Genomic DNA, 23,922 nt, shown 5'->3' with positions numbered 1-23,922 from the left:
CACACACCTTGTATTTAAAAATTTAAATTTAACGTTGGATTTTAATAAACGATCAGCTGTTGCTAGACTGCGGCAGTTGAGTGACCAGACGCAAAGAAACAGACAATTCGTCAAGCTGAAAGTGTGGTCTCAAAAAGACCACGGACTTGTAGACACCAGGTTTGCCTGGCACTTCTACAACTTGTACAGAAGCTTCGCGCAGTGGGTACTGGGCTTTTGCTTCTTGTGAGGCTCCGTCATCTAGCAAGACATAGCGAGAAATCCAATCATTCAAGAACGACTCAACATTACCAGGTGCTAAGAAACTACCTACCTTATCGCGCATCATTGCCTTTAGATAATGGGCAATACGTGATACTGCCATGATATATTGCAACTGAGTCGACAGTACCGCATTGGCATTAGCATCATCGTTTTGATACGTTTTGGCTTTTTGAACTGATTGCGCACCAAAGAAGGCGGCATAATTGGTATTTTTGCAATGGACTAATGGAATGAAACCCAAGTCACTTAACTCTTTTTCACGGCGATCGGTAATAGAGATTTCCGTTGGGCATTTAAGCGCCAAGTCCCCTTCATCAGTCTTAAAGGTATGGACCGGTAAACCTTCAACCAAGCCGCCACCTTCCACACCGCGAATAGCCGCACACCAACGATAGTCAGAAAAGGCTGAGGTCAATCGCGAAGCAAAAGCATAAGCGGCATTTACCCATAGATAATCATTGTGATCATTACCAGAGACTTCTTCAGTGAAGTTAAAACCCTCTACCACTGTGCCATCTTTAGGATCATAAGGCAGACGACCTAAAAAGCTAGGCACTGTCAGCGCCACATAGCGAGCATCCTCTGACTGCCTAAAAGCGCGCCAGCGTATGTATTCAGCCGTTTCAAATATCTTTGATAAATCGCGTGGGCGACCAATATCAGTAAAAGAATCGAGTCCGAACATCTCAGCGGAAGCCGCCGACACAAACGGTGCATGGGAAGCGGCCGCAACATGAGACAACTGCTCGAGCAGATACATATCAGAGTTTTGGCGAGTAAATTCAAAGTCGCCAACGATTGCTGCATATGGTTCACCACCGAAACTACCGAACTCTTCTTCATATATTTTTTTGAACAGCGTGCTTTGGTCAAAATCAATTGAAGATTGAAAGTCTTTGGTAAGCTCGCGCTTCGTAGTATTCATCATGCGTATCTTAAGCATGGATTCAGAAGGGGTTTGGCTACATAGATAATGCAGACCGCGCCAGCTAGATTCTAGCTTCTGAAACTCAGGTGCGTGCATAACAGTGGTCAGCTGCTTAGAGATCAGCGCATCAATTTGGGCAATTCGTGCATCAATAGATGAGGCTAAATTGTCTGATAATGTCACCGTGCCTTGCATGACTTCATTGGCCAGCTCGGCGATTTGCGACTTCGCGCGATTTTTTTCATCATCGGACTTGGCAACATTGCTTTTATTAACGATTTCTTCGAGTAAGTCATAGCTCTCGCTATTCAATGGATCCGTTGCTATCTGCTGCTGGGCTTGAGCATTCATCGTTTAACCCTCACCGTCAGTTTGGTTTTGTTCCGCCATTTTCTTGACTTGTTCAGTGTTTTTAAGTACATCATCTAATAGGTCTTCGAGTTTTTCGTTGGCTGATATTTTGTTGCGTAAATCTGCCAAGCGATCTCGTGCTTGCACCAGTTGCTTTAATGGCTCAATTTGATCAGCAACCGCTTCAGGGCGAAAATCGTTGATACTATTGAATGCCAAATCAACCGCGAACTCGCCGCCTTTGTCACTCAAGTCATTGCTTACTCGGAACGTCGCACGCGGTGCTAGACCTGACATCACCTCATCAAAGGTATCCAAATCCACTTCGACAAACTTTTTGTCTTTAAAGCGCGGTTGCTCAAGAGTAGAATCCCCTGAAAACTCTCCCAACACCCCAACGACAAACGGAATTTCTTTCGTTTCGATCGCATCGCCCACTTCAACGTCATAAGTCAAATGCACCCGAGGAGCACGTACTTTTGCGAGTTTCTTTTGCACACTATCTTGATTAGCCATAATAAGTTGCCTCAGCAGTTTCTGGTTTCAACGTAATATACTGAATGGATCAGTAGATTTGGTGTTGCTACTTCTAGGGGATGATGGTTTAGCCGGTCTCTGAACGGGCTTCGCTTTTGGCACTGGACGTGACTTCTGTTTCACTGCTGCTTTTCTTTTAACAGGGGCGGCTTGTCTTTTGACGGCTGCGCGGCGCTTCGCGTTGGACACGTTTTTGCTTCTAGTCGATCGAGCCTTCACCACAGGCGCAGGTGGTTTTGGCAAAGACTCATCATAGTTAAAACCGTAGACTTCACCATATATCTTGCTAAGCGCGTGCTGATATTCAGTTAAAAATGCCGTATCCATATCATCCGTCAAGTAATCTGACTGTAATTGGCTCTGTGAGACAAGGGCACTGCTATTTATAAGGATGCTTTTGAGCGTGGCGGTGCTTTGACCTGAGTCAATTGCTTCGCTCGCTGCGTAGACAGCATAAGCATGATAGCCATTGTTGGCGTAAATCTGAGCCAACAGCTCCCAAGCCAAAGAATCCTTTGGATTGCGAGTTAGCCTCTGATTTAAGTCAGCAATCAATTGATGCAACTGCGGTGACTTTGCATCCGCATTTTTAAGGGCAGCATACTGGTTAATGACACTTGACCCTGGATCTTGCTCTTGTATTGAAAGCTCACTATGAGCTGTACTCATAACCGATCCCATAATAAGTAGACCGGTCAAGATCGTCTTGGGTATTTTATTAGTGACTTTGATAGCGTTTTTAATACTTGTCATCGTAAATCGGTGCTCGCTATTATTAATATGAGATGTATGCATCTGTTGACTCGATAATGGTTAATCAGCCGTACTAACTAAGGTCGTCATATTGGTTAAAGTGTCTTTGAATCTCGCTTTATCATTATCGTTCATCACCGCATTGTCACTATAAGCGTCAATATTACTCTCCGTTACTTTGACCGCAGAGAGCATAGCAAGTTGACGCGCTCCTACCAGCTGATCATCGAGACTCAATGCTTCGGTTGCAGCTCTTAATGAACGGGCGTACTTTTTTGATTGATAGTTGCTTTGGGCAATGGTCATCCATTGCTGGGCTGTCACTGCACGCCCATCATCGACTTTCATGGCATCAGAAAGATAAGAGAGTGAAGGCTCATCCAACTGCTTAGCCACTGTTGGCTTAGAAACCGTTAAGGGCTGTGTGTTCTTCTTCGCGGCGCCACCGCACGCCGTCAGTAACACACTGGCACTGAACATCACTGATAGCAGACCTACCCCTTTCAGCTTAGTACAATCAATAGAATTCATAAGCAAATCATCATCATTAAAACAAAAAGAATAAGAGAAAGTATGACGTTATAATAGAATATATTTAGAACTAAAGTTCTTTAATTAAAAACTTATTGCAAATCGATTATACAGATACTTGACAATATTTCAATAAACTCTATACTTTTCTTAGTATATATTTTAGCAGTGCTTACTTTTAAGCGACCGACTGTACCCTTAAATCTGCAGTCACGGGAACCTCCCTTATGCCTTCGCAAACCGCTCGTCTACACCAGATTACCGTTGAAACCAATAATATACCTATTACCACCTTATATCCTGCTGCATTCTCTTGGTCAAGCGCCATTGATAAAGTGGCTACTAGTCAGCTATTGTTCTATTCGCATGCTTTTTTAGATTCAAACTCTTGTTTATCTTTAGTAAATACATTTGTCTGCTTAAATACCCTTTCAGTTTCCCGTGAACCCAGTCATCGCACTGGGCTTATTAAAGCCGTCAACTACCAGCAGTCAGATGGCGCACTGCATTTTTACACTTTAGACATCGTCAGCCCCGATTGGCAATTAACCCAGTGCATTCATACTCGTACTTTTATCAATCAATCTACGCTCGACATCGTCACTACCCTCTTTGCCGACTATGAATTTGATTGGCAGTTATCTGAGACTTTGCAGGCATCAGAGCGCCTGTCTTCTCAGCTTTCTATGCGCACCCAGTCGGATGTCAGTGATTGGGAGTTTATAACCGGGCTACTTGCTGATAGTGGTGTCAGTACCTTATGGATATCGGGTGATTCATTAGATAATTTAGGGTGTCTGATGCTACTAAGCAGTTTTGATGAGACAGAGTTACTACCATTAGACTATCGTTATGCCCAGTCTTCTATCCAGTCAGGACAAGATACGGTTAATGAGCTACAAATGAGGTCGCAGCAACTGGGTAGTCAGACGGTGATAGTAAGAGCAGATGGCTTAAGCGCGGATACCATTTATGAAGGCCAAGCCGCTGATGAGTCAGCACTAGCAACAGATGACACGACTGTGCTCTTAGGCGCACCCTCACGCGTCGATAGCGATAGCGCAGCGACGGTGTTGGCACAGCAATGGGTGAATGCCAATCGCTGTCAGCGTGAACATTACCAAGCGGCTGGTGCGATGCGAGGCATGGTGGTCGGTAGTCCTGTGAGTATTCATAATTTACCTACTATCAGTCGTTTGACTAGCTACTGTATCAGTACGCAGATGGTTGGGATTGAGCCGGACAGCGACAGCGTGTCTTATCACAACCAAGCCTATATCAAAGAGTGGTTACAACGTACTACGCAACAGAGCGGGATATTCCTCCCCGATCATGGCTACGATATTGCTCGTGACACTGGGGTCTGGGTATCAGCGACTTTGCTTGACGCCTCAATTGTATACGCCCCTTATCCCAGCAACTTGTTCTTTGCCAGTCATACTTATAAAGGGTTGACCCAAGCGCGTACTGGCAGCGCTACTACACCAAGTTATGACTCTAGTGTCACCGATGACAACCTACAACAAACCATCACGACCCCCGTCTACTCAGGCATCAGCCCTCACGACGACGGCACTACCCCGCCCCTGCGCGCATTGCAACTGTCATCCGGTAGCAGTCATGGCTGGCAATTCGCCCCACGGCTTGGACAATCTGTCCTGCTTAACCATTGGTACGGCGATATTGACAGTCCAGTGATTAGCAGATCGCTCTATGACGGTATCGGTATGGGCGATGTGGACGCAACAGACATCACTACTCGCGATGCTGGCTTATCTAATAGACACAACCTACAAGGCGGTGCCTCTCCTAGATGGCATGGCGGTGGTATGGGTCACTCACAGATAAGTGAAGATGATGGACACAGTGGCTGGTTATCAGGTATCGCCCAGTATGGGCTGACCTGCGACTCTGAAGTGGCCATGAGCTTTGATGACACGCCAAACAAGATCGGTCTACAGTGGACGGTTAATACGGGCAGTAAAGCCAATGCTGAGATGCCAACGATTACAGATCAAGCGACCTTTGCCCCTGATGAGCATGTATTAGAGCTTGGCGTGCTGCGGCATCGCTTTAGCAATCATCAATCAAGCGATAGCGGTCAAGGGATCAATCTAGCAACCGACCATGGTTTACAAATCACAGGTGATACAGGCGTTCTACTCTCCACCTTTGATATCAGACACACGCAATCAGAGCATGAGTCGGCATGGGTCAATGATGCAGGACAACGTCAGTTAACAATGGGCACTGAGCTGAGCGAGACCTTTAAAGAGGCAAAGCAGGCGCACTTGCAATCCACGGCAGCACTTAGCGATGCCCGACAGTCGATAGAAGCCTTTAAAACCAGTGCGCAAATTATCGATGAGACGCTAAATACGGAAGTCTTAGGCGCAGCCGATGTGATGCTGGTCAGTAAAGACAGTATATTAGCCTCTGCAAGCAATACGCTATGGACGGCGAAAACAATAGTCAGACAATCAGGCGCGGCGCAGTCGGATGTGGTGGCGGGCAATTATACGCTGATGGCGGATAAGATTGACTCGCTTACAGGGGTTGGTGGTCAAGCCAATCTATCAGGATTACATATCAGTGCGAATAGAGAGCCGCTAGCGATACAGGCACAAGGCGGTGAGCTGCAATTGCACAGCCAGCAAGGTATGACCATTGGCAGTGAGTCAGGACAGGTGAATGTATCGAGTCCTAAGCGCATTAAGCTGCAAACCAGTGCAGGAGCATCCATTACGATCGATAAGAGTGGTATTAAGCTGGTGTGTCCGGGGACGATTAAAGTTAAGGCGGTGAAGAAGAGTTTGGTGAATGGGGCGAGAGCTAACTATGCCCTACCGATGATGCCTAAGACTATCCCACTGTTTAGTAATAAGCTTGATGTTTATGATTTGTTTTATCAGTACAATTTTGATGACATTGAATTTCAGATGCTACGACCTGATGGGCAGCTGATAGAAGGGGTGTTAGATGCGCATGGACGCACCACCCCTGTGATTAGTGATAAAGAAGAAGAGGTTGAGGCTTATGTAGGATTTAAAGATGCCGAATGGGGCGTATCGTATATTTTTGAAGAGGAAAGTGCAGATGATTTAGCTATAGAGCAGACTGACGAACTAGACTTAAACAAAGTCTTTGAAGCAATTGTAAAAGAGGAAGGCTTCTACAATCACATGTATCTTGATAGTGCCGAACCTAAGAGCCTTGTAACCGTAGGCTATGGCAAAATGCTGTCGTCTGCGGATGAAGCGTCAAAACATCCTTTTTATATCGGAAATTTATCAGCAACCGATGCTCAAATAAGACAAGCGTGGCATACAGTTTACAATTCGGTTCAGGGTAGAAATAATAATCGAGCGTCTTACTTTGAATCTTTGACAACAATTCATATGCTAGAGAAAGATGCAAAAGCAATAACACTCGCTCATATTCAGGATAATCTCAATTCTGCTCGAGAAGCATTTTCAGAGTTTGATGATTATCCAGTCCCAGCTCAAGAAGCTATTTTAGATATGGCTTATAACTTAGGTATATCTAGCATGGGTGTTTCGAAATTTCCTAGTTTTAATAGACATCTTAAGAATAAAGATTTCGCATCTGCTGCTACTGAATCGAATAGACCACAACTTCGTAATTCTAGAAATGTGCATGTAAGAGAGCTTTTATTGCTAGCCAATCAACAACAGAAATCGAGACAGTAAATGAAACCTTTTTTAATTTTGATTGCCTCATCGTGTGTACTAACTTTTGGATCAGGATGTATGAAAATACAACCTGATAGTATTGAGCCTATTACTAATACTTTTACAAGCATAGAAGATTCTTTGTCTTCAAATTTAGATAGTGGCAATTCAATCGCAAATACTCCTATTTATAATATTAATGAACTTACAGCAGGATTCATAAAACCAATAAAAAAATATAATCAATTAATTTTTATTGACAAGTTCATTGATGGCGGATTCCAAGATATTGATTATTTAGACCGAAAGATTAAAATCAGTAATTGTAACGATCTGCTAACCTATGATCTAAGAGAGACATCAAACATTGCAAATAGTGATCGAAATATATTATTAACAAGAAAAAGAGCTTGTATTCTAATCAAAGATATCACTAATGACTCAAATATTATTGCATTGAATGACAACTATAAAAACAGCAAGTTTATACCTATAGCAGACAAGCATTTAAAAAAAATAGTAGATAGTATTCCTTCTAGAATTTCTGAAAATCGAAACGTCGACTGTTCTATTGATCAGTACGACAATGTTGCTTGTGTGGACGAATACGAGCCTAAAGAGTATTCCATATATATTAATCAAGTAGCTATTCATAATAATAAAAATTACTACTACCTCACAGTTAATGCAGCATTACCAACTTATTATTATTTGACGACCATTGACGGCGATAAAGTAGAAAGTCAATGGATTTACTATTAATAATCTTATAGTAGCGCTACTGATTTAAAAAATTTATCCACTATAGATTTACTAATTAATTTTCTATAAAAAACTCGCAGGAGTCTAATGCGTGAGTAATACTAAAATTATAAAATTCAGAATAAAGTTTGTAGATTTGTATAAAGTGCCACTGGAAGGCTTGTACCATATAGTAACGATAAATGGACGAACCGCTTGTTCAGGAACGTCTATAGCTGGAGGATATACGGTATGGATAACCAGACCAGCAGGTACACTCGTTAATATATCTATAAAAGATCCTCGTAATGGTTCAATGGTAAGTATCATAAAAGACCTTATCGTACCTATTAGGGAAATGACATTCGAGGCGCAAGCTCCTTTTGCAAAGCACAAATTTAAACTTAAAATGTTCGAAGGGTCTGCAGGAGACTATTTAAGAAAAACTCACGAAGTTGAAGCTAAAGAAACTTTATCCTCTATTGCCAAAATATATGGAGTGAAGTGGCAGCAAATAGCCCAACTTAATAGTTTAAAAGAGCCTTACAAAATACGACCAAAGGACATTTTAAAATTACCACCCACAAAAGCAAGGCAAAAAACCTCCACAGATTCAAGCCCCCAAACTAGTTCTAAAGATGGTGACTTATCACTAAAAACCGAACATACCGTAGGAAAAAATGAAACGCTTTCAGGTATATCAGAAAGAAGTGGTGTATCGGTTGCAGATTTAAAACGACTCAATGGCATAACAGACCCGAGAACACTACAAGCTGGGCAGACAATTAAACTGCGTGATAGTAGTTCAGCCAGTTCTCCCGCTGCTCAAACAACAACGAAGCCCTCTACTCCTTCGAATTCATCTAATAGTGAAGGAAAAGGGTTGTTTGATAGAGCGCAAAAAGCTCTTAAAGATGCAGCTAGCAGTCTAAAAGAAGGGTTTGAAGATTTTAATGATGCTGTTAGTGATACTAAAGAAGGTGAATCAGCTGATAGTTCTCGTTCTTTTCCAAGTAAATCAACCCAAAGAAAGAATAATGAAGAATCTGATAACTCTAACTCTGCTAATTCATCACAATCTAAGCAACCATCAAATCCTATTGAAACTCAAGCAAGTGATGACAGAGGTCAGACAGGAACACCTAAAGTTGATGTGACAACTGATGGTTGCCCAAGATGTCAAACGCTAACTATTAATGAACTTCATTCTATATTTTCACAAGACTCAGAAACAACTAAAAAATTGCAAATATGTATTGATGCTTTTAATTTTGCAAATTCAAATTTTCTGATGAACAACTGTTTAAATAAAGCATTTTTCTTTGCACATATAATGGAAGAAGTCGGAAATAAGTTTAATATAAAAGACGGAGAAAGTTTGAATTACAGTTGGGAAAATCTGTATAGAACTACAACTATTACGAAAAATGGCAAAAAACTTTTGAAGAGCCCGTTTAAAGCTTTCAGGGGTAACGAGTCGTTATCTAAAAAATATGGTAGATACGATGGAAATCCAGCAAATCAAGAAATGATAGCAAATATCGCATATGCAAATCGATTAGGTAATGGTGACAGGGACAGTGGAGATGGTTGGAAATATAGAGGTAGAGGCATAATTCAAATCACTGGAAAAGATAAATATGATCCAATTAACAAAAACATTAGGGAAATATTTCCAGACTTTAATCTAGAGATTACTGCTGTTAATATTAATAATATTAAAGAGGGAACAATAGCTTCTATGGCTTACTGGTATGATAACAAAATTTATCAAATTGCTAATAAGGGCTCTACGATATCGAATTTTGAAAAGACTGTCGATATCGTCAACGAACATACGCCATCTCGGAAAGATAGAATAGATCACTTTAAAGAATGCTTAAAAGTGTTTCGAGTCAGTGAATGCCAAACAATACGCCCTCCTACTACGTCAGTTGAAAGTTCTACGGTTGATATAATCATTAATAGAACTAGTCAAAACTCTCAATCAACAGTAGGCACCCTTTCCATTCCAAGTCATAACTTCGACGGCTTTGTACTAGAAAGACCAGGTCCCGATACTACTACTAGGAATATGCGCAAAAGAGTTCCTACAGGAGTTTATAGAGTGAAATGGCATAAAACAACGCTAAATCGCTCTCTAGGGAAGGCTTTTGTTCTTTTTAATGATGATGTTCTTGCTGACAGGTATATATTGATTCATATTGGAAATTATCCAAAGGATACTGATGGCTGTATCTTACTAGGAAGTTCAAAGGGTGAAGACTTTGTGGGTAATAGCACCAATACTGTATTTGCTTTCTATAAATTATTTGAGAATTCTGACCTTAATAAAATTCGAATTAAAATAACTGAGAGCTACTAAATGAAAGCATTTGTATTATTAATTACCCTTGCCTTAGTATCCTGTGATAGTACGGGTAATACCAATCAACCTGAAACTAAGAGTTCTGTTGGTAGTATTACTACACCAAAGCAATCAGCGTCTGATACTCCATTACATTTTAAAAATGCTAATGAATTTAGGCTGTTTCTTGATACCAATCAGTACGGTGATGAAGAAAAAATAGATATGATTAATGACTTTTTCGATAGTATTTCTGATTATTCGACTAGTGAGTTAACTCTATCGTTTGCTAGTATAGGCGCTAATGTTAAATGGGACGTTGATTTAATATCTCAGTTCAAGCATAACATGCAAAAAGCCATTATTAATGACCCTAACTTACTGATAAGCATTAGTGAAAGTCTGAATAAAGATGAGCTTGAGCGTTTTGCAAAATTTTACTTTGGTAATGTTATTTGGAACGATGAATTTCCCAGCGAGCTGTATTACCTCAAGGCAAATAACTCACAGTCTTTTAAAGTATTTATTGACACTTTTTATGAGCGCTATCAAGCAATGTCATCTCGCATACTTAATACAAGCTATATCGTAGCCGATAAAGATGGTAATACTAATATCAGAGAACTACCTAGCTCTAATTCTAAACGTGTAGGTAAGTTTAACAATGGTAGTAAAGTTACTGCTTTATGGATAGAAGGCGATTGGCTTTTTGTTCATAACAAGTCAAATATTGGTTACGTTCATGTAAGTAGTTTAAATGCAGCTGATTCAGCTATAAACAGGTTAAAATCTGATGATAACTTTAATAAGGTCATTTTAGAAAAAGAAGCTGACTTAGATATGGACGGCGATAGCGATTTCATAAGCGTTGTAAAGCCTAAAGAACAAGACGATAGAAACTTTGATCTTGAAATTTCCGTATATCGAATGGTCAATAAGGAAGTCTCTCTATGGCAACAGAACACGTTAATGTTTAAGGACCCACTCAATGGCTGCATGATGGACGGTTTGGAAGATATCAGTACAAGCTCAGGTAAGTTTACTCTTGAATATACGTCTTGCTACGATAACAAGTATGCTAAAAGGTTTGTGAGCTTTTCATATAGCCCTCAGTCAGATGATTTTAAAGTGACTAAAAATATAATAAGCTTCTTTAACTCTGAATCGAATGAGATGAACCAAACGTTCAATTGCAAAGATGATAGATATTTGTTTTCAACTTACAATGATGATTGTGATTGGTTGTAGCCATTTTTTTTGAATTTCTAGTAAGCCCAAATCAAATGAAAAATACGCTAAAAATATTTTTTTTATTAATAGTCCCGATTTCAATAGTCGCTTGTAATGCACAATCAACTTCTTCAGAACATCAACCAAGCAATGAAGAAACGATAACCACGGCTGAAGTGAATAACATTAACAGCGACATTAACGCTAAGAAAAATATCGTTCTGTATATGAGAGCTCACGATTTATCTGGTCTTGAAAAATCCTCTAAGTCAGATGCCCATTATTATAGAGTTCTCATTAAGGAACTACCTAATAACCGTTACTTAGTGCAGGACTTTTTTATCTCTGGAGAAAAGTTTACAAACCCATATATTTTAACAGATGGTAAGCTTGAATATACTGATAATGAGGACGCAGCTCATCCCAATAACTATTATTCAAGAGAAGGAGCAAGAATAGTATGGTTTGAGTCTGGTGACAAAAAAATAGAATCACTCTATAAAAATAATAAGCCGACAGGGACTTGGATTGAGTACTTCGAAAATGGTCAGAAAAAAAGTGAGATCCATTATATTGACGGGGTTTTACAAGGAATATCTAAAGGATGGAATGAGCAGGGTGATCTGATACATGAATGCACTTATAAATATGGTGTCGAAAACGGTCGTTGTTACGTGAAATACTCGTCATATCCTAATATTTATATTTACGACTTTAAATATAAAAATGGTAATAGAATTGGTATTTCTAAATCATGGAATATAGATGGTACCATTGAAGATTTTGTATTTAATGAACCTCTATCTTTACAGGAAATTAAAAAGGACTTGGGAGAAGATCAGTTTAAGATATTTAATTTCGATGTTACTTCAGATGGTATAGACGATTTAGTGATTAGTCGTATCAATGATAATGCTAATCTATATCAGGGTAACGAGCTTTATATTCTTATTGGAGACAAAGGTGGTAAATACAAATTAAGCTTGGAGACTAGTAGTTTTACTGACGATGGAGGCTTTTTCTTAGCTGAAATATTACCAAGACCTAATAATAACGGTTTTTCTTTATCAACATATTTTTCAAGTAAAGGCTTTCCTTTTGAGGACTATTATTTTATTTTAAAGAATAACAAATGGCATATAAATTATTTTGCAACTGAAGGTTACTTGGCAAATGGTAAAGAATACTATTGTATTGATAATCAAGAATTTAGTTTACAAGGTTTAGATAGCCGAACCAGTAGTTTAGATAAAAGCGATAATGAAATATCGCAAGACTGTCCTCCACTTCCAATTAAGTACACAGTTAAAAAAGAAAAAGCAGAAATACTTGATGAAAGTTTTGAATCGAGAACTAAGCCAAATTATTATATCAAAGGTGATCTGATTGAAGCTTTTGACCAAAACGAAGACTGGGTCAAAGTTTCTTATAAGAATGCCACTAAGTTCGGCTGGATTGATAAGCGTGATTTGACGCCTGTTTCAGACTAAGTCAAAACTTAGCTATATTATTTTTTGGTGATGTTCTAAAAAGTATGCTGTCATCAGACTGAGCTATGCTGAAGAAACCGTAGAGATAAACTGGGTAAACTAACGACTTGATGAAGAGTTTATCATGACCAAGAAAGTAAGAACCTACAGTGACGAATTTAAGGCTGAAGCCGTTAAAAAGATCGCTGACAATAATGGCAATATCTCAGCGACCGCAAAGCAGCTTGGTATCGCCATGCAAACTGAACCGCCCCGAATATATCGGAGACAGATTTACTTGAGTCAGGCTGCAATGCCTGACAAAGTCAAATTCTTATAATACCGTCTTTCAAACTCAGCTAGTTTGAAACTTACCAATCTTTCAATACAGGCGCTAAACCCAACCTTTTTCACGAAATGTTTTTAGCACTTTGATAAATACTTCCATCTCATCAGGCGTGCCAAGCGTCAAGCGATTGAAGCCTGTGACAGGTGGAAACTCGCGACCAACCTTAATGCCATTGTCTCGCATTCTATCGATATAAGTTTTTAAATCGCCTTTTATTTCATGAAAAATAAAGTTGGTCTGTGAGGGTAAATAGCGCAGCCCCAGATCGTCTAATACTGTTTCGATCATTTGACGTGACTGATTGGTATTACGCAAACTTAGCTCTAAAAACGCTGCATCATTTAACGTTGCAATAGCAGCAACCGCACCTGACAAATTGGTATTGTCCATAGACATAAATGCTTCGACAGTCTCAATAGCTTGCGGGTTAGAAATCGCGTAGCCCACTCGCATACCGGCTAAGGCACATAACTTTGAGAAAGTATGGATAACAATAAGATTGTCTGATAACCCTTGTTTTAACCACTCAATCCCACTCTCAAAGCTTGGATCTGACACGTACTCCAAGTAAGCTTGATCTAATAAAAAGTAATGGTTATCTGGTGCATTACTTACCCAATTTTTGAGCTTTTCCGTTGATGTAATGATGCCAGTTGGATTATTTGGATTGCAAATATAAAGTAGGCTGATGCCATCAAAATCGTCAGCAGCCCTTTGTAGTTCATCAAAATCATAATCATAGTTTTCAGCGGTCAATGGTATCTTAACTACCGGCACGCCAATAGAATTTGCATACATCTCTGCACAATCAAACGTTGGTACCGGAATGACCATCTGGAATGCTTTACCTTCTTTTAAGGCTTTGTGTTGCAGCATTTGTATGACCGCTCGCATATTTTCAGTCGAGCCATTGCCTAATGAGATTTGGTTTTCTGCCACACCATGGATGGTGGCAATTTTTCTAATGAGCGCCGCGCGTGGATTATCTGGATAACGAAAGCCCTCACCTAAAGATTCTATAATGGCTTGTTTGGCAGAGTCTGACATGCCTAGTGAGTTTTCATTCGCATTTAATTCTAAGAATTTGTTATTTTGCATGATGGATTATGTGCCTCAACGTCCGTTGTTATAAGTTCATATTGCTCATTGATATCATATTAAGGGGCATTTGGTATAAACACAAGTTTTGTTACAACCAAATTTTAGTTATTAATAGCAATAGATAAAAACCATCTTTTTGCAGCTCTAAAAACCATAAAAAAAGGTGAGCTGCCCTACTTGCAACTCACCTTTTTGTCAAACATACGCTATTCAACATACATCATTCAATCACATCCAAGTTGAACACTAGATCAAATGCGCCTTTAATTCAAGCACTTTATCACGCGTTTTAGCGGCATCTTCAAACTTCAAATCACGTGACATCTGCTTCATAAGCTTTTCAAGACGATTGATTTCTTTCGCCAGCAAATCAGGACTGCGTAAGATACTGATATCAACATCAGGCAGATTGCTCTTGATAGGAATCACTTGATTGTCATTGGCATTCTGATCGTCACCCGTATCGATTTTATCGGTGATACTGCGACGTGCCCCTTTTGGGGTGATGTTATGCTCAAGGTTGAATGCCACTTGTTTTTCACGGCGACGGTCGGTCTCGTCTATCGCCTTTTGCATACTGTTGGTAATGCGATCAGCATAAAGAATAGCTTTACCATTGATATGACGCGCAGCACGACCAATGGTCTGAATAAGTGCACGCTCAGAACGCAAAAAGCCTTCTTTATCGGCATCAAATATCGCGACCAATGATACTTCTGGCATATCTAACCCTTCACGCAATAGATTAATGCCGACCAACACATCATGCACGCCAGTGCGCAGTTCATGGATAATCTGCATACGCTCAACGGTATCAATGTCAGAATGCAGATAAGCAACTTTGACATCATATTCTTTTAGATAACTGGTCAAATCCTCTGACATGCGTTTGGTCAATGTGGTAATTAATACGCGCTCATCTTTTTCTCGGCGCTTGGTAATCTCTGATAACACATCATCGACTTGCGTCAATACAGGACGAATCTCAATCTCAGGATCAATCAAACCCGTTGGACGGACGACTTGCTCAACGACTTGCTCACTATGCTCAAGCTCATATAATGCTGGTGTGGCGCTAACGTAAATGGTCTTAGGCTTGATACGCTCCCACTCTTCAAACTTCATCGGGCGGTTGTTCATGGCACTTGGCAGACGAAAGCCGTAATTGACGAGGTTTTCTTTACGCGATCTATCGCCTTTATACATCGCTCCAATTTGTGAAACGGTGACGTGCGATTCATCAAGAAATAACAAGGCATCTTCTGGAATATAATCAAACAACGTCGGTGGCGCTTCCCCTGATGGACGACCAGATAGATGCTGTGAGTAGTTTTCGATACCGTTACAGTAACCTAGCTGTTGAATCATCTCAAGGTCATACTGGGTACGCTCTTTGAGACGTTGCGCTTCTATCAGCTTATTGTTATCACGGAAGTATTCTAAACGCGGCTCTAGCTCAGCGCGAATCGTATGACTGGCAGCTTCTAGTTTATTGCGCGGCGTCACATAGTGCGATTTTGGATAAATAGTAATACGCGGCACGCTACGTACTGTTTTGCCCGTTAAAGGATCAAACCAAGTGATTTTTTCCACTTCATTATCAAATAAATGCACACGTACAGCCAACTGTTCAGATTCAGCAGGATAGATATCGAGCAGCTCACCACGCAAGCGATACGTACCACGACCAAAATCTAGCTCATTGCGCGTATATTGCATTTCAACCAAACGCTTAATGGTAGCGGTACGATCTATCTGATCACCGACCACGACATGCAGTAGCATTTTTAGATAACTTTCAGGATCACCCAAACCATAGATACACGATACAGAAGCTACAATAATCGCATCACGACGCTCTAATAGAGCACGCGTCGCTGACAGACGCATCTGATCGATATGATCATTGATGGCGCTATCTTTTTCGATAAAGGTATCACTCGCTGCGACATAAGCTTCAGGTTGGTAATAGTCATAATAACTGACGAAGTACTCCACCGCGTTATTCGGGAAAAACGACTTAAATTCACCATACAGCTGAGCGGCAAGCGTTTTGTTGTGCGCCATGATAATCGTCGGACGCTGAGTCTCAGAGATGACCTTGGCCATGGTATAAGTCTTACCAGAACCCGTCACCCCCAATAGCAACTGCTCATTCATACCAGAATTAATACCATTGACCAGCTTTTTGATCGCTTGTGGCTGATCCCCTGCTGGTTCAAAATCGGTGACCATCTCAAAGGCACGACTCGATATTTGCGTCCCTGACGCATTAACACCACTAATTTCAGCTTCGCCTTGGAGCTGAGTGGCCAATTGGTTTAACTGACGCGATGAGCGCGGTTCGGGCATACGCATAATGGCTTTCTTCTTCTTGAGGTTTATAACAATATGGGGTCTGAGCAGCAGTTTTTAAAGGCTTTTTAACGGATGGTGACGAGGCTTATCTTATGATTACAGTGATATTCCACAGCCCGAAATGCAAGTGTATAAAGACATTTTTTATCGAAGAATCAGTTTTTTATTAGGTGGTAAGTCTTATATTGTTATAAAAAACTCACACAATCTTGAATAAATTTACAAAGATTTTCATGGTTAACAAACTCCTTACACGACCACCTCATAAAGCCTAACACTGAAGGGTTCCATCACAGATTTAAGCTGTTATTATTCATAACGAATCAACAAGCACTACTAATACAAAAACCAAATAAGAACAAGTGACCTATTTAATTCAATAAAACAAAATACATAACGGAGTAAGATATGAGAGAACGTTACGCAAGTGGAATTTCCGATGAAACCGCTAAAAAAATGATCGATGTATTAAACGCTAACCTAGCAAATGTCATTGATTTAACTTTAGATGGCAAACAATGCCATTGGAATTTACAAGGTACTGGCTTTATCGGTGTGCATCAATTATTAGATGATACGTCAGATCGTATCCTTGAAGTATCAGATACAATCGCTGAACGCATCGTAATTTTAGGCGGTCAGCCAAACGGCTTGGCCAGTCGCGTGGTAAAAGAGTCTATTTTAGACGATTATCCTACTGACATTACCGAAGTAGATCAACATGTTCGCGAGTTGACGAGCCGCTACAAGAAAGTTGCGGAAGCTTTGAGAGAAGCGATCGCTACTGCTGGTGATGCAGGCGACGAAGACACAGCGGATCTATTTACAGAAGCCAGCCGTATTATTGATAAAGATGCATGGTTCATCGGTGCAAATGCGCCAAAGAAATAATACCGTTACAAATTTAGTTGATTATTAACGTTATTATATGAAGCAAAAATAGAAAAGGTCACCTGATTGGGTGACCTTTTTTTATGCACGCATATTCTATTATTTTCTATTTCAGGGCTTTTAGTTCTTCTATCATAATGGGCAAAGCTTTCTTTAGCTCGGCTGAAACATTCTGTGTCATAATAGCTCTGACATCTTTCGCATACTCTTGCATCATAATAGGCTGCTTTTCTATTATGCTAGCCCCTAAGTCGCTTTCGTAAAAATCGATTTGAGCGTCAACTTCTTCTTGAGTAAAATACTTTTTTACAGCACTAACATACGCTTGAATTTGTGCCTCATTGATAGTTTCAATATACTCATCATCAAATATACTACTACTATAATTAGAAAAAACTTTGATTAGTTTTTGACGTTGGGCAGCACTCATGTCATCAGTCACAAGGCTAGACAACATAGAGTCATTAACTATCTTTTGTAAACTATCTTTCGAGGACATCTGTTTAATTGTTTCATTCAAATGTGTGACATTTACTAACTCTCTCACTGACTTGTCAGTAGGTACCGCAGCCTGTGCAAAGAGCGTCGGTACTGCCAGCATAGTAGCGACGCTTAGACCAAACGTCAGGGACACTAGGGTATTTTTCAAAATATATGTCATATTATCACCTTATTTTAGTATCTAGTTTCTGCTGCTAATTATCGTTGTTATCTTAGCCTAATTTTTCGAATTAGACTCGTATAGTTATTAGACCTGTATAGTTAAGAGTAACTGGAGTCTATTGAACATTCAAATATTAGGACTGCTGATAGATAAAATCTCACCAAACTAGGCATCCACCGACGATAATGTCTAACCTAGAATGACTAACCTAGAATGACTAGGACGTGTCCTCAGTTTGAAAATGGTGATGAAAATGAGATAAATTGCAGCCAAACAAGGAAAAGAGCGCAGATAATATCAGGATATTGACCAGCTATTTGACGCAGTTTGGCAAGATTTAGCCATAGTAGTTGTTAATAGCATTGTCATCTAGACTGTCATGCGAAATCTTGTTCATTAGCTAAATAATTTTCCGGTAAAGATAACGTTTTGGCATTGGGTACAGACAGTGTCAAAATAGCTTCTTGAAAGATAGGATTAAATCGAAACAAGTTTTCAATGTCTTCAAATTTTTGCGCGATTTCTTTTTCTTTTTGATTGCCAGCGATGTCTACTGCTGCCACCATAAATATTTTCTTGGGTCCCACCCACTCTAGGTGTAAGTAAGAAACACTATCAATATCTGCATGATTAAGCAGCTCGCTCAACGCATAGGAATGCATCCTATCAGACACCTTGTAGCCAATCAAAAAATCCCGATTACGGCTGATCAAAAAGATAGCGACCACGCCCAATAATAGCCCGACGACGATAGAACCTAGCGCATCCCAAAATGGCTGCCCAGTATAAGCATGCATACCCATCGCAGCCGCAGCGATAACCAAGCCAATTACAGCCGCTAAATCTTCGAAAAATACACCGCGTAAAGTGGGGTTCGACGTATCGACCACATAACCAATAGCGCTGACATTAATCGCTTCACCATGTTTTTTACTTTGCAGGTACGCCTGCACCAACGAAAAGCCTTCTAGCACGAAGGCGACTGCTAATATAATAAAACCAATGGTATAGTCGGTCTCGCTCTCAGCCGCATTCCACTCGGTGATACCAGTATAAATGGATACAATAGAGCCTGCCATAAAGACACCAAATGCCGCAATCATCGACCAGACGTATGACTCTTTACCGTAGCCGAGCGGATGACTTTCATCAGCAGGTTTGACGGATTTTTTTTCGGCGACAATTAATAAGGTGCCGTTACCTGCATCTGCCCAAGAATGTGCTGACTCTGCAATCATAGAAGCAGAACCTGTCATAAACGCCGCTACAGTTTTGGCAATAGCAATGATGAGGTTGGCCCCGACGGCAATCAAAACCGTCGTCAATGAGGCAGAATGTTGTTCTTCTTTGTTGGTTGCTGACTTAGAAGAACCATCAAAGCCAGAACGAGAATTACCATCAGAAGTGGCGTCGTTAATGGGCGTACCAGCACCTCGAGCACGACTATTGCGGCGTACTGACTGATTAGGAGTAGGAATATTTGAATTGGTTTTTGATGGCTTCAAACTCATGATAGTCTCAGTAAAATAGCGAATATTTAACCACTAAGCCGGAAACCCTTGGCTACTGTGTCATGTTACTTAGCTTGATTGTCATGACTGCTGGCTAGCTCACCAATCATATTCTCAATATCACAGCTAGGACGGTGTGAGCTTTGCATACGTAGGTTCTTACGTTCTAAGCCTGCATCAAAACGACACTGCTGCATCAAATTTTTGATATCAAGTGGCGGCGCAGGAGTTGGCTTGCCATTGTCATCGATGGCGACCATCGTAAAATAGCAGCTATTGGTATGACGAACCGTACGCGCCCGCACATCTTCTGCTTCGACACGTATGCCCACTTCCATCGACGTTCTACCCACGTAGTTGACGCTCGCGGCAAAGGTCACCAGCTCACCCACATAGATTGGCTCACGGAACATCACCTGATCAACCGATAGCGTCACCACATAGTTGCCGCTATAACGACTGGCACAGGCATAAGCGACCTGATCGAGCATTTTGAGTAAATCACCACCGTGTACATTGCCGATGAAATTTGCCATATCAGGGGTCATTAGCACCGTCATATATAGTTCATGGTTCAAAGGGGCTTTTTTGGCGGTGGAGGTAGTATTGTACTGGGGCATAACATTCCTTACGGTGTTCTAAAATTTATTGGTCTTAAGCGACCAAACGGGTTTTGATCACTTGCCTTCAGTAATTTTTTATAAAGATAACCATTCTCATAGTCTATTATAATAGTTCCCATTATAGCAGTCTATTTTGAGTGGTTTGTAAATAGGTTTAAAAGGTGAAATCACTGGTTCCCTTGGGGTATACCTTAAAATATCCAATCAACGGTACGGTATCGCCAAGATTGTCGGGGATTCCGTGTTCTGAGATATAGTCAAAATACCTCAAAAACGCTACGATACTGCTGATATTAATTTTTTGTCGCCTCTGTCTGCACAGGCACAGCAAGCAAGAAAAATTGATATCAGCAGTGCGTGATGTATCGATATTACTTTTCACTGACTATAATGTAAAACGGCATACCCGCACTGAAAGCAAAGCGCTATTTGCATACGCATTAAACTATTAATACATCTATTAGAATAAATGAGAAACCCTATAATGAAACAACCCTTTCAAACCCTGTTAAATCAAGTGGGACTTACCGCTTTAGTGACAGCATCATTACTATCTGGAACCGTACAAGCAGCAGATAACAATGACCATCTAAAGAGCACAGTTGATCAACAAGCCAAATTACTAATGAATGAGCATAATATTTCAGGAATGGCTTTTGGTATTATTGTTGATGGTAAATCACATCTCTATCATTATGGTTTGGCTGATAAGAAAGCCAAAATACCTGTCTCAGAAAACACTATTTTTGAGCTAGGCTCAATTAGTAAGACGTTTGCTGCTACCTTAGCCAGTTATTCAGAATTAAATGGCACACTTGCATTAGAAGATACCGCTGACAAATATATTCCCTACCTAAAAAACAGCGCCATTGGCAACACCAAGCTTATAAACCTAGCCACCTATTCAGCTGGTGGTCTACCGCTACAAGTCCCTGATGACGTCAAAAACAATGAAGAGTTGCTCCGTTACTATAAATCTTGGCAGCCTGTATTCCCTATCAACTCAAAGCGTTTATATTCCAACGCCAGTATCGGTCTGTTTGGCTATATATCGGCATTGAGCATGGACGCTGATTACACACAATTGATGGAAGAAAAAATACTGCCGTCACTCAATATGCCCAACACCTTTATCAATGTGCCTAGTGACAAGATGGCTGATTATGCATTTGGTTATAACGCTGCTGGCGATGCTATCCGAGTCAATCCTGGCATGTTAGACGCTGAAGCCTATGGCATTAAATCCACCATTAAAGATATGACGCATTTTATGGCGGCGAATATGGGGCTAGTACCGCTGGATAAAGATATTCAGCAAGCACTAAATAATAATAGAAAAGGTTACTATCAGGCGAGCACTTTTACACAAGGGTTAGGATGGGAGATGTACCCTTATCCTACTCAGCTAGATACCTTACTCGAAGGTAACTCAATGGATGTGGTGCTAAAGCCTCAAACCATTACAATAGACAATCATCCAACGGCTGTCTTAAATAACGTCTGGGTCAACAAAACAGGCGCTACTAATGGGTTCGGTGGCTATATCGCTTATATTCCTGCCAAAAAATCAGGCATTGTTATTCTGGCAAATAAAAACTATCCAAATGCAGATAGGGTCAAAGCAGCCTATACGATTTTAGAGAGTGCGATGACTCGTTAATTAATCTTGAGTCACAAAGCAACCTTATAGAAAACAGCCTTTCATAAAAAACCCAGCTAGATGCTGGGTTTTTACATTCAACTTTTAAGAGCACCCTTCGACCAAATAAATCGCTTCTGGTATACCGATATCTATGCTTTCTACCTCACCTTTTAATAGGCTTTTATGGTCTGCTGTCCACTCAGTCGCCTTAATTGTAGAATCACTCAGTTTTTGACCGCCCTTGATATGATATTCAATTTGTAGAGGCAGCTTGTCCTGTTTATTATTGAGTTCAATATTTTCGTCTTTTAATGATTCTCCAAGTGGGCTTTCTTTTATTACCTTGAAATTAACATTAGCAATCAAGCTATAGTAATTACCATCAACCGCATATTTATCGACATCGTAAGTGAGCTCGTCATCATGCACTTTCATAACCGCTGTAGCTGAATCGCCAACGTTGATGTCTTTATAAAACGATATGCTTGGATCCTGAATACTAATCAGAGCAACTTTACCATCTATGATTTGATATAGCACAGCAGCACGTTCACCGTACTCTTTATCGATATAGCTCAATTTTGGATTACTGACGTAGTAGCACTGTTCGTTATCGCTCTTTGCTTTGGTCATGCCTAGGCTACTTAGCAGCTCAGGGGTAATAACCTGACCAAAGCTTAACTTCTGATACCCTGACGGGCTGACGGTTTGCTCATCAGCTATATCTGCTGCTTCGTTGTGCTTTATCCATAGCACTCGTATCTGTAGGCGATGGATTGACAGACATCTCATCATTCTTAGCCATGTCTTTATCTACAGTATTCGTTTGTGCAGTATTCGTTTGTACAATGGCGTCATTATTCGAAGATGAGGACTGTGAGTCACAGCCTGTCATTAGTTGGACAGTACCGATTAATAAAGTAGAAATCACTGCCGTCTTAATTATTGGCAATGACGATGTTAAATGAAAAATTAACATGGCTAAACTCCATACCAGTATTTCGACTATTTTGAAATGATTTTATAAGACAGAACCTAAACTTTACGCGGCTCAAACTTCAGCGCTCTCTACCCAAGAAAACGCTTCCATGATACTCATCCATTGATCGTCTAATCCCGCTTTTAGCAATAATGGCTCACCAGTGACCGGATGGCTGAGCGCTAAAGTCTGGGCATGTAGCAGCATACGTGCGCAGTCGTACTGAGTACGAAAAAATCGATTGTGCCGTCCGTCGCCGTGGCTGGTATCGCCCACTATGTGATGGAATAGATGTCTCATGTGCCGACGCAGCTGATGCTTGCGACCGGTCTCGGGGGTTAAGCGCATTAGACTATAGCGGCTAGTTTCATGCTTTTTTGACACTGCAAATGGCAGCTCAATTTGAGCCAAACTCTGCCAATGGGTCACCGCTTCTTGAGCGGGTTTGTCCAAGTTGGCAAACTTATCGGCAATGGCATCGGGCTTGAAACTTAATGCATAATCAACGGTGCCCTGCTCTGGCATAAAGCCACGCACCACGGCTAAATATTGCTTAGAAACCTTATGCGCAGTAAAAGCCTCAGTAAGGCTACGCGCCACAGCTGAGCTCTTGGCAAACAACAACACGCCTGATGTCGGCTTGTCTAACCGATGTACCGGAAATACATGGCAACCTACCGCATCACGGGTGAGTTGCATGGCAAAGCGGGTCTCGCCTTTATCCAGCCAACTGCGATGCACCAATAGACCTGCCTCTTTATTAATCGCCACCAAAAACTCATCTTCATAGATAATTTCTATTGGGTTAGCGATTTGATTGGCGGTGTCACTTTCGATATCTATGTTTTCAATGCTCATACTTTAGTTACTATTGTTTTAAATATGGTAATTATATATCTACTGTCTTTTATATATACCCTTTTTATTGCCCTAATAAATTTGGACTGTATTTCAGAGAAAT

The 23,922-nt window shown here is 40.6% G+C and carries 19 protein-coding genes and 1 pseudogene; 9 read left to right on the top strand and 11 right to left on the bottom strand.

Going from position 1 to position 23,922, the window contains the following annotated elements; genetic code table 11:
• Positions 1-52: 52 nt before the first annotated feature.
• The 4 genes from tssC to ACTQ9T_RS02905 form a co-directional block, all read right to left on the bottom strand.
• Positions 53-1,543 (bottom strand): type VI secretion system contractile sheath large subunit, encoded by a 1,491-nt coding sequence (gene tssC, locus ACTQ9T_RS02920; RefSeq protein WP_194618964.1) that lies wholly within the window; start codon positions 1,541-1,543, stop codon positions 53-55.
• Between the two features lie 3 nt (positions 1,544-1,546).
• Positions 1,547-2,059, bottom strand: a complete 513-nt coding sequence (gene tssB, locus ACTQ9T_RS02915) for a type VI secretion system contractile sheath small subunit (RefSeq protein ID WP_240215505.1) — start codon at positions 2,057-2,059, stop codon at positions 1,547-1,549.
• Positions 2,060-2,086: 27 nt separating this feature from the next.
• On the bottom strand, positions 2,087-2,749 hold the full coding sequence (locus ACTQ9T_RS02910) for a hypothetical protein (RefSeq protein WP_240215504.1): 663 nt from the start codon (positions 2,747-2,749) through the stop codon (positions 2,087-2,089).
• A 144-nt stretch (positions 2,750-2,893) separates the two neighbouring features.
• Complete coding sequence (locus ACTQ9T_RS02905; RefSeq protein WP_240215503.1) at positions 2,894-3,364, bottom strand: hypothetical protein; 471 nt, start codon at positions 3,362-3,364, stop codon at positions 2,894-2,896.
• A gap of 227 nt (positions 3,365-3,591) precedes the next feature.
• Between ACTQ9T_RS02905 and ACTQ9T_RS02900 the strand changes: the two genes are divergently transcribed.
• From ACTQ9T_RS02900 to ACTQ9T_RS02875, 6 genes and pseudogenes are all read left to right on the top strand, one after another.
• Entirely contained in the window at positions 3,592-7,074 is a 3,483-nt protein-coding gene (locus ACTQ9T_RS02900) for a contractile injection system protein, VgrG/Pvc8 family (protein WP_440464013.1), read from the top strand.
• 60 nt (positions 7,075-7,134) lie between these two features.
• The gene (locus ACTQ9T_RS02895; RefSeq protein ID WP_440464012.1) at positions 7,135-7,818 is read left to right on the top strand and encodes a hypothetical protein; all 684 of its coding nucleotides are present in this window, start codon (positions 7,135-7,137) and stop codon (positions 7,816-7,818) included.
• Positions 7,819-7,909: 91 nt separating this feature from the next.
• Positions 7,910-10,162, top strand: a complete 2,253-nt coding sequence (locus ACTQ9T_RS02890; RefSeq protein WP_440464011.1) for a DUF5675 family protein — start codon at positions 7,910-7,912, stop codon at positions 10,160-10,162.
• Positions 10,163-11,392: an SH3 domain-containing protein gene (locus ACTQ9T_RS02885; RefSeq protein ID WP_440464010.1), complete on the top strand. Its 1,230-nt coding sequence runs from the start codon at positions 10,163-10,165 to the stop codon at positions 11,390-11,392.
• 35 nt (positions 11,393-11,427) lie between these two features.
• Complete coding sequence (locus ACTQ9T_RS02880) at positions 11,428-12,864, top strand: toxin-antitoxin system YwqK family antitoxin (RefSeq protein ID WP_440464009.1); 1,437 nt, start codon at positions 11,428-11,430, stop codon at positions 12,862-12,864.
• 124 nt (positions 12,865-12,988) lie between these two features.
• Positions 12,989-13,108 (top strand): annotated as a pseudogene (locus ACTQ9T_RS02875) (transposase); the annotation flags it as partial.
• A gap of 129 nt (positions 13,109-13,237) precedes the next feature.
• Here ACTQ9T_RS02875 and ACTQ9T_RS02870 read toward each other — a convergent pair.
• Both ACTQ9T_RS02870 and uvrB read right to left on the bottom strand, forming a co-directional pair.
• Positions 13,238-14,290 carry a pyridoxal phosphate-dependent aminotransferase gene (locus ACTQ9T_RS02870; protein ID WP_440464008.1) on the bottom strand — a complete coding sequence of 351 codons (1,053 nt, stop codon included), beginning with the start codon at positions 14,288-14,290 and terminating at the stop codon, positions 13,238-13,240.
• 249 nt (positions 14,291-14,539) lie between these two features.
• On the bottom strand, positions 14,540-16,651 hold the full coding sequence (gene uvrB, locus ACTQ9T_RS02865; RefSeq protein WP_194618974.1) for an excinuclease ABC subunit UvrB: 2,112 nt from the start codon (positions 16,649-16,651) through the stop codon (positions 14,540-14,542).
• A 408-nt stretch (positions 16,652-17,059) separates the two neighbouring features.
• Between uvrB and dps the strand changes: the two genes are divergently transcribed.
• Positions 17,060-17,542, top strand: a complete 483-nt coding sequence (gene dps / locus ACTQ9T_RS02860; protein ID WP_010200004.1) for a DNA starvation/stationary phase protection protein Dps — start codon at positions 17,060-17,062, stop codon at positions 17,540-17,542.
• A 106-nt stretch (positions 17,543-17,648) separates the two neighbouring features.
• Here dps and ACTQ9T_RS02855 read toward each other — a convergent pair whose 3' ends face one another.
• From ACTQ9T_RS02855 to ACTQ9T_RS02845, 3 genes are all read right to left on the bottom strand, one after another.
• Positions 17,649-18,203, bottom strand: coding sequence for a DUF2059 domain-containing protein (locus tag ACTQ9T_RS02855; RefSeq protein ID WP_352310054.1), 555 nt, complete (start codon positions 18,201-18,203; stop codon positions 17,649-17,651).
• A gap of 380 nt (positions 18,204-18,583) precedes the next feature.
• Positions 18,584-19,717: a cation diffusion facilitator family transporter gene (locus ACTQ9T_RS02850; RefSeq protein ID WP_440464007.1), complete on the bottom strand. Its 1,134-nt coding sequence runs from the start codon at positions 19,715-19,717 to the stop codon at positions 18,584-18,586.
• A gap of 65 nt (positions 19,718-19,782) precedes the next feature.
• Positions 19,783-20,337, bottom strand: coding sequence for an acyl-CoA thioesterase (locus ACTQ9T_RS02845; protein WP_010200010.1), 555 nt, complete (start codon positions 20,335-20,337; stop codon positions 19,783-19,785).
• A gap of 487 nt (positions 20,338-20,824) precedes the next feature.
• Here ACTQ9T_RS02845 and ampC point away from each other — a divergent pair, with 487 nt between their 5' ends.
• Positions 20,825-22,000 carry a class C beta-lactamase gene (gene ampC / locus ACTQ9T_RS02840; protein WP_010200011.1) on the top strand — a complete coding sequence of 392 codons (1,176 nt, stop codon included), beginning with the start codon at positions 20,825-20,827 and terminating at the stop codon, positions 21,998-22,000.
• 84 nt (positions 22,001-22,084) lie between these two features.
• On the opposite strand, the gene ACTQ9T_RS02835 is transcribed toward ampC, so the two are convergent.
• Complete coding sequence (locus ACTQ9T_RS02835; RefSeq protein ID WP_440464006.1) at positions 22,085-22,774, bottom strand: hypothetical protein; 690 nt, start codon at positions 22,772-22,774, stop codon at positions 22,085-22,087.
• Here ACTQ9T_RS02835 and ACTQ9T_RS02830 point away from each other — a divergent pair.
• Positions 22,759-22,950 (top strand): hypothetical protein, encoded by a 192-nt coding sequence (locus ACTQ9T_RS02830; RefSeq protein ID WP_440464005.1) that lies wholly within the window; start codon positions 22,759-22,761, stop codon positions 22,948-22,950. The genes ACTQ9T_RS02835 and ACTQ9T_RS02830 overlap by 16 nt on opposite strands.
• An 83-nt stretch (positions 22,951-23,033) precedes the next feature.
• Here the strand turns inward: ACTQ9T_RS02830 and truC are convergent, their stop codons facing one another.
• Entirely contained in the window at positions 23,034-23,819 is a 786-nt protein-coding gene (gene truC / locus ACTQ9T_RS02825) for a tRNA pseudouridine(65) synthase TruC (RefSeq protein WP_210541594.1), read from the bottom strand.
• Between the last annotated feature and the right edge of the window lie 103 nt (positions 23,820-23,922).

It is taken from the genome of Psychrobacter sp. ASPA161_6 (genome assembly GCF_051970285.1).
Lineage (GTDB): Bacteria > Pseudomonadota > Gammaproteobacteria > Pseudomonadales > Moraxellaceae > Psychrobacter > Psychrobacter glaciei.
Note: the sequence above shows the minus strand (reverse complement) of the source record. Positions and strands in the feature narration are given on the sequence as shown.

Excerpts from the sequence above, each read along its gene's own strand:
- dps (WP_010200004.1), top strand. The coding sequence starts at position 17,060 with ATGAGAGAACGTTACGCAAGTGGAATTTCCGATGAAACCGCTAAAAAA.
- ACTQ9T_RS02900 (WP_440464013.1), top strand. The coding sequence starts at position 3,592 with ATGCCTTCGCAAACCGCTCGTCTACACCAGATTACCGTTGAAACCAAT.
- truC (WP_210541594.1), bottom strand. The coding sequence starts at position 23,819 with ATGAGCATTGAAAACATAGATATCGAAAGTGACACCGCCAATCAAATC.
- ACTQ9T_RS02835 (WP_440464006.1), bottom strand. The coding sequence starts at position 22,774 with ATGAGATGTCTGTCAATCCATCGCCTACAGATACGAGTGCTATGGATA.
- ampC (WP_010200011.1), top strand. The coding sequence starts at position 20,825 with ATGAAACAACCCTTTCAAACCCTGTTAAATCAAGTGGGACTTACCGCT.
- tssC (WP_194618964.1), bottom strand. The coding sequence starts at position 1,543 with ATGAATGCTCAAGCCCAGCAGCAGATAGCAACGGATCCATTGAATAGC.
- ACTQ9T_RS02850 (WP_440464007.1), bottom strand. The coding sequence starts at position 19,717 with ATGAGTTTGAAGCCATCAAAAACCAATTCAAATATTCCTACTCCTAAT.
- ACTQ9T_RS02905 (WP_240215503.1), bottom strand. The coding sequence starts at position 3,364 with ATGAATTCTATTGATTGTACTAAGCTGAAAGGGGTAGGTCTGCTATCA.
- ACTQ9T_RS02870 (WP_440464008.1), bottom strand. The coding sequence starts at position 14,290 with ATGCAAAATAACAAATTCTTAGAATTAAATGCGAATGAAAACTCACTA.
- ACTQ9T_RS02910 (WP_240215504.1), bottom strand. The coding sequence starts at position 2,749 with ATGAGTACAGCTCATAGTGAGCTTTCAATACAAGAGCAAGATCCAGGG.
- tssB (WP_240215505.1), bottom strand. The coding sequence starts at position 2,059 with ATGGCTAATCAAGATAGTGTGCAAAAGAAACTCGCAAAAGTACGTGCT.
- ACTQ9T_RS02855 (WP_352310054.1), bottom strand. The coding sequence starts at position 18,203 with ATGACATATATTTTGAAAAATACCCTAGTGTCCCTGACGTTTGGTCTA.
- uvrB (WP_194618974.1), bottom strand. The coding sequence starts at position 16,651 with ATGCGTATGCCCGAACCGCGCTCATCGCGTCAGTTAAACCAATTGGCC.
- ACTQ9T_RS02845 (WP_010200010.1), bottom strand. The coding sequence starts at position 20,337 with ATGCCCCAGTACAATACTACCTCCACCGCCAAAAAAGCCCCTTTGAAC.
- ACTQ9T_RS02885 (WP_440464010.1), top strand. The coding sequence starts at position 10,163 with ATGAAAGCATTTGTATTATTAATTACCCTTGCCTTAGTATCCTGTGAT.
- ACTQ9T_RS02895 (WP_440464012.1), top strand. The coding sequence starts at position 7,135 with ATGAAAATACAACCTGATAGTATTGAGCCTATTACTAATACTTTTACA.
- ACTQ9T_RS02880 (WP_440464009.1), top strand. The coding sequence starts at position 11,428 with ATGAAAAATACGCTAAAAATATTTTTTTTATTAATAGTCCCGATTTCA.